This is a genomic window from Clostridium polynesiense (genome assembly GCF_000820705.1).
Taxonomy (GTDB): Bacteria; Bacillota; Clostridia; order Clostridiales; family Clostridiaceae; genus Clostridium_AA; species Clostridium_AA polynesiense.
Map to the genome: position 1 here is coordinate 1 of NZ_CCXI01000062.1, position 17,888 is coordinate 17,888.

At 31.4% G+C, this 17,888-nt stretch carries 18 protein-coding genes, 1 tRNA gene and 1 pseudogene; 19 read left to right on the forward strand and 1 reads right to left on the reverse strand.

Annotated features, from left to right (window positions below; translation table 11 throughout):
- From ftsZ to TA89_RS05620, 10 genes and pseudogenes are all read left to right on the forward strand, one after another.
- Nucleotides 1–889: cell division protein FtsZ (gene ftsZ, locus TA89_RS05575; protein ID WP_040211607.1), on the forward strand; the 889-nt coding region annotated here is incomplete at its 5' end.
- 162 nt (nt 890–1,051) lie between these two features.
- Nucleotides 1,052–1,801, forward strand: a complete 750-nt coding sequence (locus TA89_RS05580) for a sigma-E processing peptidase SpoIIGA (RefSeq protein ID WP_052447337.1) — start codon at nt 1,052–1,054, stop codon at nt 1,799–1,801.
- 58 nt (nt 1,802–1,859) lie between these two features.
- Nucleotides 1,860–2,567: an RNA polymerase sporulation sigma factor SigE gene (gene sigE / locus TA89_RS05585; RefSeq protein ID WP_040211608.1), complete on the forward strand. Its 708-nt coding sequence runs from the start codon at nt 1,860–1,862 to the stop codon at nt 2,565–2,567.
- An 80-nt stretch (nt 2,568–2,647) separates the two neighbouring features.
- Entirely contained in the window at nt 2,648–3,421 is a 774-nt protein-coding gene (gene sigG / locus TA89_RS05590) for an RNA polymerase sporulation sigma factor SigG (protein WP_040211609.1), read from the forward strand.
- 91 nt (nt 3,422–3,512) lie between these two features.
- Complete coding sequence (locus TA89_RS05595; RefSeq protein WP_040211611.1) at nt 3,513–3,773, forward strand: YlmC/YmxH family sporulation protein; 261 nt, start codon at nt 3,513–3,515, stop codon at nt 3,771–3,773.
- 57 nt (nt 3,774–3,830) lie between these two features.
- A pseudogene (gene nrdR / locus TA89_RS05600) lies at nt 3,831–4,285 on the forward strand (transcriptional regulator NrdR).
- Between the two features lie 98 nt (nt 4,286–4,383).
- Entirely contained in the window at nt 4,384–5,082 is a 699-nt protein-coding gene (gene pgeF / locus TA89_RS05605) for a peptidoglycan editing factor PgeF (protein ID WP_040211612.1), read from the forward strand.
- A gap of 103 nt (nt 5,083–5,185) precedes the next feature.
- A complete protein-coding gene (locus TA89_RS05610; RefSeq protein ID WP_040211614.1) occupies nt 5,186–6,499 on the forward strand; it encodes a radical SAM protein in 1,314 nt (437 codons plus the stop codon).
- Nucleotides 6,500–6,502: 3 nt separating this feature from the next.
- Nucleotides 6,503–7,819, forward strand: coding sequence for a ribosome biogenesis GTPase Der (der, locus tag TA89_RS05615; RefSeq protein WP_040211616.1), 1,317 nt, complete (start codon nt 6,503–6,505; stop codon nt 7,817–7,819).
- A 1-nt stretch (nt 7,820) separates the two neighbouring features.
- Nucleotides 7,821–8,813: an NAD(P)H-dependent glycerol-3-phosphate dehydrogenase gene (locus TA89_RS05620; protein ID WP_040211618.1), complete on the forward strand. Its 993-nt coding sequence runs from the start codon at nt 7,821–7,823 to the stop codon at nt 8,811–8,813.
- A 110-nt stretch (nt 8,814–8,923) separates the two neighbouring features.
- On the opposite strand, the gene TA89_RS05625 is transcribed toward TA89_RS05620, so the two are convergent.
- Nucleotides 8,924–9,952, reverse strand: coding sequence for a patatin-like phospholipase family protein (locus TA89_RS05625; RefSeq protein ID WP_040211620.1), 1,029 nt, complete (start codon nt 9,950–9,952; stop codon nt 8,924–8,926).
- 239 nt (nt 9,953–10,191) lie between these two features.
- Between TA89_RS05625 and spoIVA the strand changes: the two genes are divergently transcribed.
- The 9 genes from spoIVA to coaBC all read left to right on the forward strand — a co-directional run bounded on the left by spoIVA (nt 10,192) and on the right by coaBC (nt 17,888).
- Nucleotides 10,192–11,670 (forward strand): stage IV sporulation protein A, encoded by a 1,479-nt coding sequence (gene spoIVA / locus TA89_RS05630; protein WP_040211622.1) that lies wholly within the window; start codon nt 10,192–10,194, stop codon nt 11,668–11,670.
- Nucleotides 11,671–11,846: 176 nt separating this feature from the next.
- Nucleotides 11,847–11,922 (forward strand) — tRNA-Pro (locus TA89_RS05635).
- 237 nt (nt 11,923–12,159) lie between these two features.
- A complete protein-coding gene (locus TA89_RS05640) occupies nt 12,160–12,936 on the forward strand; it encodes a PhzF family phenazine biosynthesis protein (RefSeq protein WP_040211624.1) in 777 nt (258 codons plus the stop codon).
- Between the two features lie 422 nt (nt 12,937–13,358).
- The gene (locus tag TA89_RS05645) at nt 13,359–14,348 is read left to right on the forward strand and encodes an asparaginase (RefSeq protein WP_040211625.1); all 990 of its coding nucleotides are present in this window, start codon (nt 13,359–13,361) and stop codon (nt 14,346–14,348) included.
- 355 nt (nt 14,349–14,703) lie between these two features.
- Entirely contained in the window at nt 14,704–15,588 is an 885-nt protein-coding gene (locus tag TA89_RS05650; RefSeq protein WP_040211627.1) for a YicC/YloC family endoribonuclease, read from the forward strand.
- A 14-nt stretch (nt 15,589–15,602) separates the two neighbouring features.
- Nucleotides 15,603–15,872 (forward strand): extracellular matrix/biofilm regulator RemA, encoded by a 270-nt coding sequence (gene remA / locus TA89_RS05655; protein ID WP_040211629.1) that lies wholly within the window; start codon nt 15,603–15,605, stop codon nt 15,870–15,872.
- The gene (gene gmk, locus TA89_RS05660) at nt 15,872–16,474 is read left to right on the forward strand and encodes a guanylate kinase (protein WP_040211631.1); all 603 of its coding nucleotides are present in this window, start codon (nt 15,872–15,874) and stop codon (nt 16,472–16,474) included. The genes remA and gmk overlap by 1 nt, the downstream gene beginning before the upstream one ends.
- A 5-nt stretch (nt 16,475–16,479) precedes the next feature.
- The gene (gene rpoZ, locus TA89_RS05665; protein WP_040211633.1) at nt 16,480–16,698 is read left to right on the forward strand and encodes a DNA-directed RNA polymerase subunit omega; all 219 of its coding nucleotides are present in this window, start codon (nt 16,480–16,482) and stop codon (nt 16,696–16,698) included.
- Entirely contained in the window at nt 16,698–17,888 is a 1,191-nt protein-coding gene (coaBC, locus tag TA89_RS05670; RefSeq protein ID WP_040211635.1) for a bifunctional phosphopantothenoylcysteine decarboxylase/phosphopantothenate--cysteine ligase CoaBC, read from the forward strand. The genes rpoZ and coaBC overlap by 1 nt, the downstream gene beginning before the upstream one ends.

Sequence of the window (17,888 nt, forward strand, 5' to 3'; positions counted from 1 at the left end):
AGGAGCGGGGGCTAATCCTGAAATAGGTCAAAAAGCTGCAGAAGAAAGTAAAGAAGAAATTTCCGAAGCTATAAAAGGTGCAGATATGGTGTTTATAACTGCAGGAATGGGCGGGGGAACCGGTACCGGTGCTGCGCCGGTGGTAGCTGAGATAGCTAAGTCTTTAGGAATATTAACAGTTGGTGTTGTAACAAAACCTTTCCCTTTTGAAGGAAGGAGAAGGATGCTACACGCTGACATGGGTATAGAAAATTTAAAAAAGAGAGTAGATACTTTAGTCACTATACCAAATGAAAGATTATTAAGTATGGTAGATAAGAAAACTACTTTATTAGATTCATTTAAATTTGCAGATGATGTACTAAGACAGGGTGTACAAGGTATTTCTGATCTTATAACTATTCCTGGTCTTGTAAATTTAGACTTTGCCGATGTAAGGGCTGTTATGCTGGATAAAGGACTTGCTCACATGGGAGTAGGTAAAGGTTCAGGAGATGATAGGGCTCAGGAAGCAGCTAAGCAGGCAATCTCAAGCCCACTTTTAGAAACATCTATTATTGGAGCTACAGGAGTATTGCTGAATGTTACAGGAGGTTTAGATTTAGGTTTATTAGAAATCAATGAAGCAGCAGAAATAGTTCAGCAAGCAGCAGATCCTGATGCTAACATAATTTTTGGAGCGGTTATAGACGAGAATCTTAAGGATGAAATTAGAATAACTGTAATTGCAACAGGCTTTGAAAAGGAAAAAGCTAAGAATAGTGAGCCGAAAGTTCAGCCTTCTATATTTAGTAATACTACGAAGCCTGAGGAAGAGGCTGCTCCTGAAAAAGAAATCGATGATAATAATTTAGATATACCTGCTTTTTTAAGAAGGCAAAGAAGATAATAAATACTTAGAATATATTAATAGATGAGCTTCTCAGAGGCTCATCTATTTTTTTGAGGTTTTATGTAATAATTTAAACTATAAAAAAATACATCTAAGGTATAAAATGACAAAATAATATCGCCTTAAGTTATATAATAAAAAATATAGTAGGTGAGTTTTATGAAGATATATATTGATGTGCTTTTAATTGAAAATTATTTAGTAAGTATGTTTATAATGGTAATCACTGCTAAAGTTCTGCAAATCAATAAAAAGTATTTATATATACATACAGCTTCTTTTATTTCTGCATTGTATACTTTAACTCTTATAATTCCAAGTCTTAGTTTTTTAAGCCAGTTGCCTTTTAAACTGTTATTTCCTTATATAATAGTGAGTATAGCTTATAGAAAAAAGGATTTTATATTTAACGTAAAAGCTTCATCTATTTATTTATTAGTATCTTTTTTACTGGCTGGATTTTGTTTTTTTATGGAAAATTCCTTTAATACTATTTCTAACAAATACAGTATAGAAAACTATTCTTACAAAAAGCTCTTATTAAGTATTATTATTTTTTATTTAATTATGGATAGGTTATTTTGTTTTATTAAAGATAGGGCTGAAATACAAAACTATGTATATAAACTTGAAGTATTTCATAAAGGTACCAGAAAATCCTTTAATGCTTTTCTTGATACTGGAAATGAATTAAGAGAACCGGCGACCAACCTTCCGGTAATCATTGTTGAAAAGGAAATATTAAGAGAGTTTTATCTGTTAGAAAATAAAAAGTATATGATCTCTTATAAACTTGTGGATGGCTCAGTGGGTATTTTAAAAGGTTTTATACCGGAGGAAATCACTTTAATAAATAAAGGTGAAAGAAAACTATTAATGCGGTTATATGCTTTTCTTCTGAAAAGCTGAGCAGAGAATCTGAATTTAACGGTTTACTATCAAGGGGAATAATATAGGAGGGAAAATAATGATAAATATTACATTGATTATTAATAGGATACTTTACAAGCTGAAAATATTTATAAAGAAACTATATTACGTTGGAGGTAACGATGCTCTTCCTCCTCCATTATCTAAAGATGAAGAAGATAATTTTGTAAACCAATTGATACAAGGTAATGAAAATGTAAGAAGCGTGCTTATTGAAAGAAATCTTAGGTTAGTTGTATACATAGCCAGAAAGTTTGAAAATACCGGTGTAGGGGTTGAGGATTTAATATCAGTAGGTACCATAGGACTTATAAAAGCAGTAAACACCTTTAATCCTGAGAAAAAAATTAAACTTGCAACCTATGCCTCAAGGTGCATAGAAAATGAAATTTTAATGTATTTAAGAAGGAATTCAAAGGTTAAAGCTGAAATCTCCTTCTATGAACCCTTAAATATAGACTGGGACGGCAACGAGCTTCTGCTTTCAGACATTCTGGGTACAGATAATGATATCGTATATAATCTTATTGAAGATGAGGTTGATAAGGAATTATTATTTACAGCAATGAAAAAGCTAAATGAAAGAGAAAAAGAAATAGTTAAGCTCCGCTTTGGACTATGCGGAACAAAAGAGAAAACCCAGAAAGAGGTTGCAGATATGCTGGGAATATCACAATCATATATATCAAGATTAGAAAAAAGAATAATAAAAAGACTAAAAAAAGAAATAAGTAGAATGGTATAAGTTTGTCTATAGTATAAAAAATATTCCTCAGGAGATAATTTTAATGAAGTTATAATTACTTCTGAAGGGACTGAACTTTTATGATGATAAATAAGGTTGAAATCTGTGGAGTAAATACTTCAAAGCTTCCGGTATTAAAAGAAGCAGAAATGAAGCGATTATTAATAGCTATGAAAAATGGTGATGAAAGTGCCAGAGAAACATTCATTAAAGGTAATTTAAGACTTGTCCTCAGTGTAATACAAAGATTTAACAACAGAGGGGAAAACGTGGATGACTTATTTCAGGTAGGCTGTATCGGCCTTATGAAAGCTATTGATAACTTTGACTTAGAACAAAATGTTAGATTTTCTACCTATGCTGTACCAATGATAATCGGTGAAATTAGAAGATATTTAAGGGATAATAATGCGATAAGAGTAAGCAGATCATTGAGAGATATAGCATATAGAGCTTTATTAGTCAGAGATAAACTTATAAACGAAAATAATAAAGAACCCACTATTTCTCAAATAGCAAAGGAATTAAATGTGCCTAGAGAGGAGGTAGTCTTTGCATTAGATGCAATACAGGATCCGGTATCTCTTTTCGAACCAATATACCACGATGGTGGAGATGCCATATACGTAATGGATCAAATAAGTGATAATAAAAATTTAGACGATTCATGGCTTGAAAATATATCTATTAAAGAAGCTATGAAAAAACTGAATTCTAGAGAAAAACTGATTTTAACATTAAGATTCTTCAATGGTCGTACACAAATGGAGGTGGCAGATGAAATAGGTATATCTCAAGCACAGGTATCAAGGCTTGAAAAGACCGCTTTAAGACATATGAGAAAATATGTTTAAGAGTCCTTTGTGGCTCTTTTTTTATTTGCTTCATTCTAAATATTAATGTTATTTCATAATATGTAATAACATTAAATAGAGGAGTGATAAAATGGAAAACGAACTGCATTCAATTAATAATATACGTTCTTTAGAGGTTATAAATATAACAAGTGGAGTAAAATTAGGTTATATAAAAGATTTGAAGATAGATTGTGAAGATTATAAAGTTATTTCTATCCTTATACCAGTAAATAAAAGCAACTGGCTCAGCAAATTCGAATTGATGGAGATTCCTTGGAGCAGCATAATCAAGATAGGAGTAGATGTTATATTGGTAAAAGGTGAAGATAAAAATACGGTGAGTATGTAGAAATTTATGTTAGTTATATGTATAATATAGTTAACTACTGACAAAGGGTGTGAATCGATGAAGTGTCCATTTTGTAGTTTTGAAGAAAGTAAAGTTGTGGACTCAAGATCTACAGAAGATTATACAGCTATTAGAAGACGAAGAGAATGCTTAAAATGCAGTAAAAGATATACAACTTATGAAAAAATAGAAGATATACCTATACAGGTTATAAAAAAAGATTCCACAAGGGAAAATTTTGACAAAAATAAAATTGTAAGCGGATTAATTAAAGCTTGTCAAAAAAGACCTGTTTCTATTAATCAAATTGAGGAAATTGCAGGTGAAGTGGAAAAAATACTAAGCAATCAAATGATACAGGAAGTAAAATCAGATTTTATAGGTGAGCTGGTTATGGAAAGATTGAAAAAATCGATGAGGTTTCCTATGTAAGGTTTGCTTCTGTATACAGGCAGTTTACTGATGTAAACACTTTTTTGGAGGAAATTAGAAATTTAATGAATAAGAGATAAGCCAAACCTTGAGGAGGTTTGGCTTATTTATAATTTTCGTAATATAAGAAAACATAAACTAAATAATTATTTTAAAATAAAAGTTAGGGGTTAAGATAATGAATATATTAAATATTGAAGAAAATATTTTTCTTGTAGACACTTATAAAGATGGAGTTTTCGTTTTTTCTACTGCAGATAACAATCTAAATATAAATATCAAAAATATACATCAAATAGAAAGTACATTGAAAAAAATCTTTAAGTTAAACAGTATAGCGTATGCTGAACAGATACACAGTAACATAGTGCTGGATATAAAAAAACATCTTCAACAAGGAGATGCTCTCATAACAAATGAATCTAAAACTGCCGTTGGTGTTTTTACAGCAGATTGCGTTCCAATATTAATATATGACCACCATAAAAAAGTTGCTTCAGCAGTACACAGTGGATGGAAAGGTACATTTAATAACATTTTGAGTGAAACTATTAATAAAATGATTGAGGGTTACAGATGCAGCAAAGAAAATATGATTATTTATATTGGTCCTCATATTAGAAAGTGCTGCTATGAAGTAGGGGATGAGCTGAAAGAAAGGTTTTTAAATAAAGGATACAGTGAGGATGTTTTTACAGCAAATTATTTAGATTTAAACAAATGTATTAAAGATGAAATGCGGAAAATAGGAATTAAACCATCTCAGGTACTAGAAGCACCCTATTGCACTAAATGTTCTATGGAATATAAATTTCATTCTTATAGAAGAGATGATGCAGAAAGCGGCAGAAACTTCTCATTCATGTTTTTTAAATAGAAAGGGAACTTTGTTAAGGCAGGCTTAAAAGCCATTTTTATTGACTATACAGACCAATTAATGTAATATAACTTAATGACAAATGTTAAATAGAGGTGGAATTATGAAAAACAAAATTTCAGTGGTAAAACCCAACAGTATTGCCATGGAATTAGGAATTGAAAACGGAGACAGATTGGTATCTGTTAATGGTAATGAAGTTAAAGATATAATTGATTATAAATTTTTAATGACAGATGAGTATTTAGAAATTGAAATTGAAAAACAAAATGGGGAACTGTGGAGCCTTGAGATTGAAAAGGATTATGATGAGGATTTCGGAGTAGAATTTGAAACTGCTATTATGGATAAAGCAAGAAGCTGCAGCAATAAATGTATCTTTTGCTTTATAGACCAGCTGCCAAAGGGTATGAGAAAGTCACTGTATTTCAAGGATGACGATTCAAGGCTTTCTTTTCTACAAGGAAATTTCGTAACACTTACAAATATGAATGATGATGATATAGACAGAATAATTAAATATCGAATAAGTCCTATTAATGTTTCAGTTCACACTACCAATCCGGAGCTTAGAAAGAAAATTCTGAATAACCGATTTGCAGGTAATGTATATGAAAGACTGGAACGTTTAGCAGAGGCAGGAACAAAGATCAATGCCCAAATAGTGACAGTTCCAGGCATCAACAACGGTGATGAATTAATAAAAACTGTGGAGGATCTTTATAAATTATATCCAGGTATTGAAAATGTAGCTGCTGTTCCAGTAGGAATTACCAAATATAGAGAGGGACTTTCTGAAATATGCGGCTTTAATAAAATTACAGCAAAAGAGGAATTAATTAACATAAAGGCTCTTCAGGATAAATACATAAAAGAAATAGGACGTCCATTTATAAGATTATCCGATGAATTTTATGTTTTAGCTGAAGAAGAATTACCTGAAAAAGAATTTTATGGTGATTTTCATCAGCTGGAAGACGGAGTTGGAATGATAAGAATATTAAGAGAAAATATAAAGAATAGCCTTGAGTTATTGGATTTGAAGATATCAGGGGAATTATGCTTTATAACAGGTGATTCCGCTTATAAAGAAATTCGAGAAACCGCAAATATAATAATGAATAGAAATGATAAAATTCAAATAAAGGTACTGGAGGTAATTAACCATTTTTTTGGAGAAACCATAACAGTGGCTGGATTGCTCACAGGAAAAGATATAATTAATTCATTGAAATTAAACAAAATAAAAGGTAATATAATTATACCAAGAAATATGCTGAGGGCTGAAGATACTGTATTTTTAGATGACATTACTGTAGAAGATATTGAAAAAACAGCACAAGGCAGAGTTATTATAGTTGATTACACAGGAGAAGATCTAATTGACAAGATAAACCATGCTTTAAAGGAGGAATAAAAAATGGCAAAACCAATAGTGGCCATAGTAGGAAGACCGAATGTAGGTAAGTCCACCTTGTTTAACAAACTTGCCGGGAAACGAATTTCCATAGTAGAAGATAAACCTGGTGTTACTAGAGACAGGGTATATGCCGAGGCAGAATGGCTAAGATACAATTTTACAATGATTGATACCGGAGGAATAGAACCTGCCAGTGATGATGTAATACTTTCTCAGATGAGAAGGCAGGCTAAGGTAGCAATTGAAACAGCAGATGTAATAATATTTATTGTGGATGGAAAAGAAGGGATTACTCCAGCTGATTATGAAGTTGCAGAGATGCTTAGAAGGAGTAATAAAAACATTGTTTTAGTGGTAAATAAAATAGACTCTTTAAAAGATGAAAATAATGCTTATGAGTTTTATAATTTAGGCATAGGGGATCCTATTACTATTTCTTCAACACAGGGATTAGGTCTAGGGGATATGCTTGATAAGGTTGTTGAGTACTTCAAAGATTATGATGAAGTAGAAGAAGAGGATGAGTATATTAGAATTGCGGTAGTGGGTAAGCCTAATGTAGGAAAGTCCTCCTTGATTAATAAGCTTTTAGGTGAAGATAGAGTAATTGTAAGCGATATTCCTGGCACTACAAGAGATGCTGTAGATAGTTATCTAGAAAATGAGCTTGGTAAATTCATATTGATAGATACTGCGGGATTGAGAAGGAAAAGTAAAGTTAAAGAAGAGATTGAAAGATACAGCGTAGTTCGTACTCTTACAGCTATTGACAGATCAGATGTGTGTATTTTAATAATAGATGCAGAAGAAGGGGTTACTGACCAGGACGAAAAGATAATAGGGTATGCCCATGAACAGAATAAAGCTATAATGATAATAGTTAATAAATGGGATCTTATAGAAAAAGATGACAAGACAATGGATAAGTATAAAAAGGATATAGCATCTAAGCTTTCTTTTATAAGTTATGCACCATTCCTATTTATTTCTGCTCTCACCGGACAAAGAATACATAAAGTTTTGAACTTCGCTAAAATGTGCTACGGAAACTACTCAAAGAGAATTTCAACAGGTGTCCTCAACGAAGTGGTCAACAGAGCTGTACTTATGAAAGAACCTCCAGTGGTTGGATTAAAAAGACTTAAGATTTATTATGCCACTCAGGTATCAATAAAACCTCCAACTTTTATATTCTTTGTAAATGATAAGAATTCTCTACATTTTTCTTATGAAAGGTATCTTGAAAATCAAATCAGAGAAAGCTTTGATTTTAAAGGTACTGGAATTAAGATAGAATATAGAGAAAGGAAAGAATAATATGACCAAAGTTGCTTTTTTAGGTGCAGGGAGCTTTGGAACTGCACTAAGCCTGTTACTTGCATCAAAAGGAATTGAGATAAGCATTTGGGATAGAAATGAGTCTGTAATTAACAACATAAATATTAATAGAAGGAATTCTAAATATTCAAAAAATATATATATTCCAGATATGATCACTGCTTATCATAGTATAAGGGAAGCTGTAAAAGACAGCAGTTATATAGTTTTGGCTGTTCCTTCACATGCTATAAGAGAATTATGTTCTAAAATTAAAGGTATAATTCCTGAAGAAGCAATTATTATAAGCATTGCGAAGGGTATAGAAGAAGGGACAAATATGAGGCTATCGCAAGTTATATCCGATGAATTGGATAATCCAGTTGTAATATTGTCAGGTCCCAGCCATGCAGAAGAGGTTATGGCCAATATACCCACTACAGTAGTTGTTTCTTCAACGGATATGACTTGTGCTGAGAGGGTTCAGGATTTATTTATGTCACCTCAATTCAGAGTTTATACAAATGATGATATTGTAGGTGTAGAAATAGGGGGAGCAGTTAAAAATATAATTGCTTTAGCAGCGGGAGTATGCGATGGCATTGGATTTGGTGACAATGCCAAGGCAGCATTAATGACAAGAGGTATGGCAGAAATTATCAGGGTTGGTGAGAAGCTGGGGGGAAGAGCAGAAACCTTCTCTGGACTAACGGGAATGGGAGATTTAATAGTTACCTGTACAAGTGTTCACAGCAGAAATAGAAGAGCTGGAATACTTATTGGCAAAGGTATGAACCTGGATGAAACCCTTAAAGAAGTAGGTATGGTAGTGGAAGGGGTTAAAGCCTGTCGAGCTTTTTATAAAGTCAAGGAAGAACTTAATGTGGAGATGCCAATAACAGATATTTTGTATAAAGTTCTTTTTGATGGTAAAGATCCTAAAGATGGAGTAGAGGAACTCATGTCCAGAGACAAAAAAAGCGAGACTTATTGATTTTAATTAAATTATTGAAATAGATTTATCAGCAGTCTAGAAATCAGATATAAAAACACAAGGCAGATTTAAAATGCCTTGTGTTTTTAATTGAAGTGGGAGAAGTAAATTTAAATAATGATATTTTCTATATGGTTGTGATTTTTTCTCAAGGTTAAATGGGCTTTATAATTATCTTCCCAGTTTTCTAAAAAACTATTAGCAGAATATTCCCCACTTTCATAAAGATTTAGAATATCTTTTTCTTTTATTATAAAGTCAGTTGTATGGTAGTTTTTGGGGTCAATTTTAATTGTTCTTAAATAATCCATTTCTTTAATATGCATATTATTTTGTGACTCCAGCATGGTTTTTATTATTTTTTTACCATAGCTTATTAAATTTGTGATATTTTCATCACCTTGAACTGTTTTGCTACCGCTCAACTTAAAACCTATGGTTGGATATTTAGGTTTATCTTTAACATCAAAAAGCCATACAGGATAATTACTTAGAAGGCCTCCATCCACTATGATGGATGTTGTGTGTGTTTTGGTATCCTTTAAATATACAGGCTTATAAAAGAATGGAATACTGCAGCTCATCCTTACTGCTTCACTTACATGAAAATCCTCTGGTTCAATACCATAGTCTTTTATATCCTCTGGAAGTATCATCAATTTTCCATTTGTTATATCAGAAGCTATAATATGAAGTTTATATTTTTTCTTATACTTATAATTATCTAAAAGAACTCCATCTTCCAAAGGATCCATTAAATCTCTAAAAGTTACAGGAGATTTTTTACTTCTTTTTAACTTAGTACTTAAAAGGGTGTCAATAAAGTTTTTTAAGTAAACTCCTTCATATATACCTTTATTAAAGATCAAGTTATACATATCACTAATAAAGGGAATTGAGATAAATTTTCTATCATTCATTTTGGTAAAGTCCATATTCTTCACTATAGACAAAATTTCTGAAGAAGTGTAGCCTACAGCTATTAGTGAGGCGACTACTGCACCTCCAGAGGTACCGGCTAAATATCTCCATACATACCCCTTTTCTTCCATAGCCTTTAAAGCTCCAACAAATGCAATGGCTTTTATCCCTCCTCCTTCGAAAACAGCATCGGCAATTTTATAATTTTCATTATTCATAATATAACCTCGTGTTATAAAAAATTTTTATTACTTTATGACTAATACTTTGCTTACTTCTATTATATACGCTGTTACAAAATTATTTTACATAAATATATATGCTAATAAAAATAAACTGATTGTAGAGCTTTAGAATTATATGAATTTAATTTGAAAATAAATAAACAATCAAAGTTATATTTCATTTTAAAATTAAATATATATATAGTGTTAATATTAAAACTGGAGGGAATATCTTGGATAATTTTAATATATACAAAGATATAGCTGAAAGAACCCAGGGAGACATATATGTAGGGGTTGTTGGTCCTGTAAGAACAGGTAAATCGACATTTATAAAACGATTTATGGATATGATGGTTATACCTAAAATCGAAAACGGATATAAAAAAGAAAGAGCAAAAGACGAGCTCCCACAAAGCGGATCAGGAAAAAGTATACACACTACTGAACCTAAGTTTGTACCTAACGAAGCTGTGGAAGTTAATGTTGGTGAGGGTATTAAATTTAGAGTAAGACTGGTAGACTGCGTGGGATATATAGTTAAGGGGGCTCTTGGGTATTTAGAAGGTGAAAATCCTAAAATGGTTATGACTCCATGGTTTGATTACGAGATACCTTTTGAAGATGCAGCAGAGATTGGAACCCGTAAAGTAATCAATGATCATTCTACTATTGGATTAGTAATTACTACAGATGGTTCAGTTACTGATATTGCAAGAAGTGAATACGTGGATGCTGAAGAAAGGGTAGTAAAGGAACTTAAGGCGATAAATAAGCCTTTTATAATAGTACTTAATTCCTCTCATAAAGAAGCTGAAGAAACTTTAGAGCTTAAGAAAGAGATTGAAAGCAAGTATGATGTTCCAGTTGAAATCATGGATGTGCTTCATATGAATGAAGAGGATGTAAACAATCTTTTCAGACGAATACTAAAAGAATTCCCTATTAAAGAAATTAATATAGATATGCCTGAATGGATTGAAAAATTAGAACCATCCCACTGGCTTAAGATTGATTTTATTAACATAGTAAAGGATATGGCTAAAAACATATTTAAAGTACGTGACATTAAGAATTTCTTAGATAATAATATACAGGAAGAATTTTTGGGAAGTTCTAATATAGCTGAAATGAATATGGGAGAAGGTATTGCAAGAATAGAATTACACCCTAAAAAAGGAATATTCTATGATATTTTAAGTGAAATTTGCAGCTATCCTATAAGCGGTGAGAATGAGCTTTTAAATGTAATCAAAGAACTCAATTATGCAAAAATTGAATATGATAAGGTGGCAGATGCTTTAAAAGACGTTAAAGAAAATGGATACGGATTGGTTGCTCCACAACTTTCTGAGATGAAATTTGAAGAGCCTCAAAAAGTACAAAATGGTAATAAATATGGTGTTAAACTAAAAGCAAGTGCACCATCTCTACATTTTATTAAAGCGGATATACAAACTGAAATCACGCCATATGTAGGGGCCGAAAAAGAGAGTGAAGAGCTTGTTAAATCATTATTAGAGCAATTTGAAAGTGATCCGGCTAAATTCTGGCAAAGTAACATGTTTGGTAAATCCTTAGAGATGCTGGTTAAGGAAGGACTTCAAAATAAGCTTTATAAAATGCCTGAAGATATTCAAAGTAAAATACAAAGAACCCTTCAGAAAATAATAAATGAAGGAAATGGCGGCTTAATCTGTATAATATTATAGTAATTTATAAGGTGGCTGTCATCTTATATTAGATATTTAGAGTTACAGTAAATTTAAATGGGCGGATCACTTGATTCCGTCCGTTTAAAATATTAAAATGATGTAATAATTCTCTTGTAAATATTACACTCTTCCATTATAATATTTATTGTGCTTAAGATTTAACCAAAGAATATCTGGGTATGGCGCAGATGGTAGCGCGCATGAATGGGGTTCATGAGGTCGCTGGTTCAAATCCAGTTACCCAGACCAAAAAGACCGTAGAATGCTGATATATCAACGTTCTACGGTCTTTTATTTTTCTTAGTTTTTGCAATTTGGGTGTGAATTTGGGTCTAAAAACTAAAACCTTTAATTGAGTAAATATAAATCTGAATATTCTATTTTTTCGAACATTATATTTAGGATGGTTAAAATTAGTTTACATTGCATTGAAAATGTTTACATAGAATTATATGATATAATTAAGAATTTTAGGGGGAGTAAATAATGAAATACTATATTGTAGATTCCTTTACAGACACTGTTTTTAGAGGCAATCCTGCAGGAGTTTGTGTATTAAATGAATGGATTGATAATAAAGCCATGAAGAATATTGCTTGCGAAAATAATTTATCGGAAACAGCTTTTGTAGTTAAAAGTTCAAATCATTATGAACTAAAATGGTTTACACCAACAGAAGAGGTAGATCTATGTGGACATGCTACTTTAGGAGCTGCTTTTGTTATTTCAAACTTCATTGATATTGGTGCTTTATATATGGAGTTTCATACTCTAAGCGGAATTTTAAAAGTGGAAAGAAAGAATGACACATATATTTTAAATTTACCAGTAAGAAAAACAGAAAAAGTCCATATACCTGAAAATATAGGTAATATCTTAGGAGTGGAACCTAAAGAAGCTTATTTATCACAGGATTATGTATTTATACTTGAAAATGAAGAGCAAGTAAAAAGATTAAGTCCTAATATTAAGGAAATAAAAAACATTGCTGATGTCACAGGAGTAATAGTTACCTCTAGAGGGAAGGAAGTAGATTTCGTTTCAAGATGCTTTTTCCCAAAACAGGGGATTGATGAAGATCCGGTTACAGGATCTGCACATTGTACCTTAATACCATTATGGTATGAAAAATTACATAAAAACAAAATGACTGCAAAACAGCTGTCTAAACGAGGAGGATTATTGTACTGTGAATTCCTTGAAGAAAGGGTTTTAATAAGCGGAAAAGCTGTATTGTATTTAAAAGGAGAAATACTTCCTTAGTATATTTAATAATCTTATATAATATGATTTTAATTAATAAAATAGAATAATTAACTTCCTATATGTAAAAAATATAATTAATATCATCTTAACTATATTTTTTATAAAAGGAGAAGGTTATGAGCCATAGAGAAGGTAAAAAAAGTTCAAAACAGGTAAGTAACAAGAATTCAAAACCTGATACTATCTATGAAGAGGAAATGAAAAGACACAAACCAAAAGGTACAATAGGTTAAATAATAAAAATCAGATGAAATCTCATTTAGGGATATCATCTGATTTTTTATTAATTCATATGTAAGAAAAAATATAAGTGATTTTTAAATTTATATAGTTAAATTGATTAAATTAAGCTAAAATATAAGAGGAATCAATTTATAAAATTAAAATACTAATATATTGCAGTTTTAGGGAGGAATATTATGAAGAATATTGCTGTGGTTTTTAACGGAGGCACTATTTCAATGAAAGTGGATCCTAAATTAAAGGCTGCTGTTCCTGGATTAACCGGAGAAGAAATAATGGCTATGGTAACAGGAATAGAAAGGTTTGCTAAAATTACATCATATAATTTTTCATCACTGCCGAGTCCGCATATAACCCCGAAAATTATGCTAGATCTTTCCAAATTCATAAAAGAACTGGCTGAAAGAGAAGATATAGACGGTATAGTGGTTACCCATGGCACAGATTCATTAGAGGAAACAGCCTTCTTCGTTGATTTAACTGTAGATACTTATAAACCTATAATATTCACCGGCTCCATGAGAAGCAGTTCTGAGCTGGGATATGATGGTCCCTTTAACCTAGCTACATCCATTTGTACAGCAATTGATGAAGAGTCTAAGAATCGTGGGGTAATTGTTTGTTTTAACGGAGATTTAAACAGCGCATCAGAAGTGGTAAAAGCAAATTCTATGGCACTAAACGCATTTAGAACTCCAAATTTCGGTCCTATAGGCATGGTAGATAACAATAGAGTGATCTTTTATAGAAATAGTATAAGAACTTCCCCTATAAATATTGATAGTATTGATTGCAATGTATCTTTAATTAAATGTGTCGCTGGAATGGATTCTAGATTTATAGATTTCTGTATTGAGCAGGGAGATAGAGGAATAGTAATTGAAGGGATGGGAAGGGGAAATATACCTCCTTTAATGGTAGATGGTATTGAAAGAGCCATTAAAAAAGGAATTGCCGTAGTAATTGTATCAAGATGCTTTGAAGGCAGGGTATATGATTCTTATGGATACCACGGTGGAGGCAAAGAGTTAAGAAATTTGGGAGTAATTTTTGGAGATACTCTGCCTGGCCAGAAGGCAAGAATCAAACTAATAGTAGCATTGAGTCATACACAAGACATTAATAAAGTAAAAGACATCTTTGAACATGGATTATATGCATATTAAAGCAAAAGCAAGCAACTGGATCAATAGCAATTTAAAATTCAGTTGTTTGTTTTTATTTTAAGGTATATAAATTTACTGTAATGGCATACTTAATTATTAGAATAATAATATGAAATAGTTATTATACAAAATATAAATTATGTAAACTATATTTAAAAAATAAGTTAAACCAGAAAAACAACTAAATAATATTCACAAATATAAGAAATATATCATTAATGTATATAGGACTAATAGGAAAAAAGGAAAAAACAAAAGATATATGGAGCAATTTAACAAAAACCCTTGATATTTAAAGGATTTATTTTGTATAATAGGTACTATGAACTGATAAGACCAAAGGAGGCGTCACAACATGATTAATAGTATGACAGGCTTTGGAAGAGCATCTACAGATAATGATTCTTCTAATAAAATTTTTATGGTTGAAATCAGAAGTGTTAATCATCGTTTTTTAGATTTAAATGTTAAAATGCCAAAAAGTTTATTTTCCTTGGAAGATAAAATTCGAAAACTTATAAGCGAAAATATAAGCAGAGGCAAGGTAGATGTTTTTATAAGTTATAAAAACTATAACAAATCTGATGTTGTTGCAAAACTTAATCAAAATCTTGCGGATAGTTATGTATCCTGTCTACAAGAACTTCAAAATAAATATGACATTAAAAATGATATAAGCATATCCTTAGTTGCTAGATTTCCTGATATTATTTATACTGAAGAAAAAGAAGAAAATATAGATGATATCTGGGAAGATATAAAGGATTCTATTAGTTCTGCATTAAATATGCTTTTGGACATGAGACGCCGAGAGGGAGAAAAACTCAAAAATGATTTAACGGAGAAATGCAGATTAATAAAGGTTGATGTGGAAAACATTGAAAAGCTTTCTGATAGAGTGGTTAGAGCTTATAAAACAAAGCTTACAGAAAGATTATCCGAACTTTTGGATAGTGTTCCTATAGATGAAAACAGATTAAGTTTAGAATTAGCAATTTTTGCGGATAAATCTAGCATAGATGAAGAAATAACACGTTTATACAGTCATATATCACAGTTCTTAAATACTTTAGACGATACAGAACCTATTGGAAGAAAACTTGATTTTTTAGTACAAGAGATGAATAGAGAAGCAAACACCATAGCTTCTAAATCTTCTGATCTTGATATTACAAATTTTGCTCTGAATATTAAAAACAACATAGAAAAGATAAGAGAACAAATTCAAAATATCGAATAACCAGGAGGAATATTATGGGTATAAAATTAATTAATATCGGATTTGGCAATATTGTTTCTGCAAACAGATTAGTTGCAATAGTTAGTCCAGAATCTGCACCTATCAAAAGAATTATACAAGAAGCAAGGGACAGAGGTATGCTTATCGACGCTACATATGGCAGAAGGACTAGAGCTGTTATAATAACTGACAGTGATCATGTAATTCTATCTGCTGTTCAGCCGGAAACTGCTGCTCACAGATTATCCTCAAAAGAAGAAGTTATTGACGAGGTCGATGAATAATGACAAAAAGAGGCTTACTTATTGTTATCTCTGGACCGTCAGGTGCAGGTAAAGGAACCATTTGTAAGGATTTTGTTAAAAAGAATAATTGCTGGATATCAGTATCTGCTACAACTAGAGGCCCTAGAGTAGGTGAAATTGATGGAGTAAATTATTTTTTTATAAGCAAAGAGGACTTTCTGAAAAAGATTGAGGATGAAGATTTCTTAGAGTACGCAGAAGTTTATGGCAATTTATATGGCACACCAAAATCAAAGGTTGAATCTGTTCTTAATTCAGGTAAAGATGTGATATTAGAAATAGATATTCAAGGAGCGTTAAAAATTAAAGAAAAGGTATCTGAAGCTATATTTATATTTATACTTCCTCCTTCAATGGAAGAACTAAAACAAAGAATTATAAAACGAGGCAGTGAAACCCCTGAATCTTTAACTACAAGATTTAAGGCTGCTTATCAGGAGATAAATTTTATATCAAAGTATGACTATGCAGTGGTTAATGAGACTATTGAAGAATCAGTAAATAAAATTCAAGGAATTATAACCGCAGAAAAATGCAGAGTTGGCAGAGTTATTAATGATTATATAGATTTAAAGGAGTGATTAGAATGATAAATTCTATGATAAACCCATCTATAGTTGACTTACTAGATAAGGTTGATAATAGATATTCATTAGTTATTGTAACATCAAAAAGAGCAAGGCAAATAATCGACGGAGAGGATAAACTTGCTGACATTAAATCAAATAAAGCTTTAACCATTGCAATAAATGAAGTTAATCAAGGTTGTATAAGCTACGAGGCATTGAAAGAGGGTTTTAAATAATAATGAATAACAAATGTATTGTAGTAGGAGTTACTGGAGGCATTGCTGCATATAAAGCATTAGATGTTATAAGCAAATTGAAGAAACTAGGTTATGAAACCCATGTTATAATGACTAAAGCAGCATGTGAATTTGTAACCCCTTTAAGCTTTCAATCTCTTAGCCAAAATATGGTGATAACAGATATGTTTGAAGAGCCTAAAGCCTGGGAAATACAGCATATATCATTAGCTCAGAAAGCAGACTTAATACTTGTAGTACCTGCAACTGCCAATATTATTGGCAAAGTTGCAAACGGAATTGCTGATGATATGCTATCTACTACAATCATGGCTACTAAAGCTCCAGTTATTTTTGCTTCGGCAATGAATACACAAATGTATGCCAATCCTATTGTTCAACAGAATATTAATAAGCTTAAACAGTTTAATTATAAATTCATTGAGCCTGCAAGTGGAAGATTGGCATGCGGAGATGTAGGTAAAGGAAAATTAGAAGATACTGAAGCTATAGTAGAAATTGTAGATTCATTTTTATATACCCCCAAAGATCTTGTGGGTAAAAAAGTGCTTATCACAGCAGGACCGACTCAGGCACCTATAGATCCTGTTAGATATATAACCAATCATTCAAGCGGTAAAATGGGTTATGCCATTGCTAAAGAGGCAAGAGATAGAGGAGCGGAGGTTACATTAATAACTGGTCCTACTAATATTAAACCTCCTGGAAATATAAAAGTTATTAATGTAGTTACTAATAACGAAATGCTTAACGAAGTAATTAATATTTACGGAGATATGGATATAGTTATAAAAAGCGCAGCTGTATCTGATTATAAAATTAAAGAATATAGCTTAGAAAAAATTAAAAAAAGCTCCAATACTCTTAATTTAGAACTATTAAAAGATACAGATATACTTAAACTACTTGGAGAAAAAAAACAAAATCAAGTATTAGTTGGATTTGCTGCAGAAAGCAGTGATATAATTTATAATGCTAAAGATAAACTTCTTAGAAAAAATCTCGATTATATCGTTGCTAATGATATCACTCAAAAGGACGGAGGTTTTAAATCTGACAGTAACAGAGTTACTATCATTTCAAAAACGAGTGAGACAATAACGCTGGATAAAATGAATAAAAGAGATATTGCTAGAAATCTTTTTGATTTTATCATGAAAGAGCGCTAA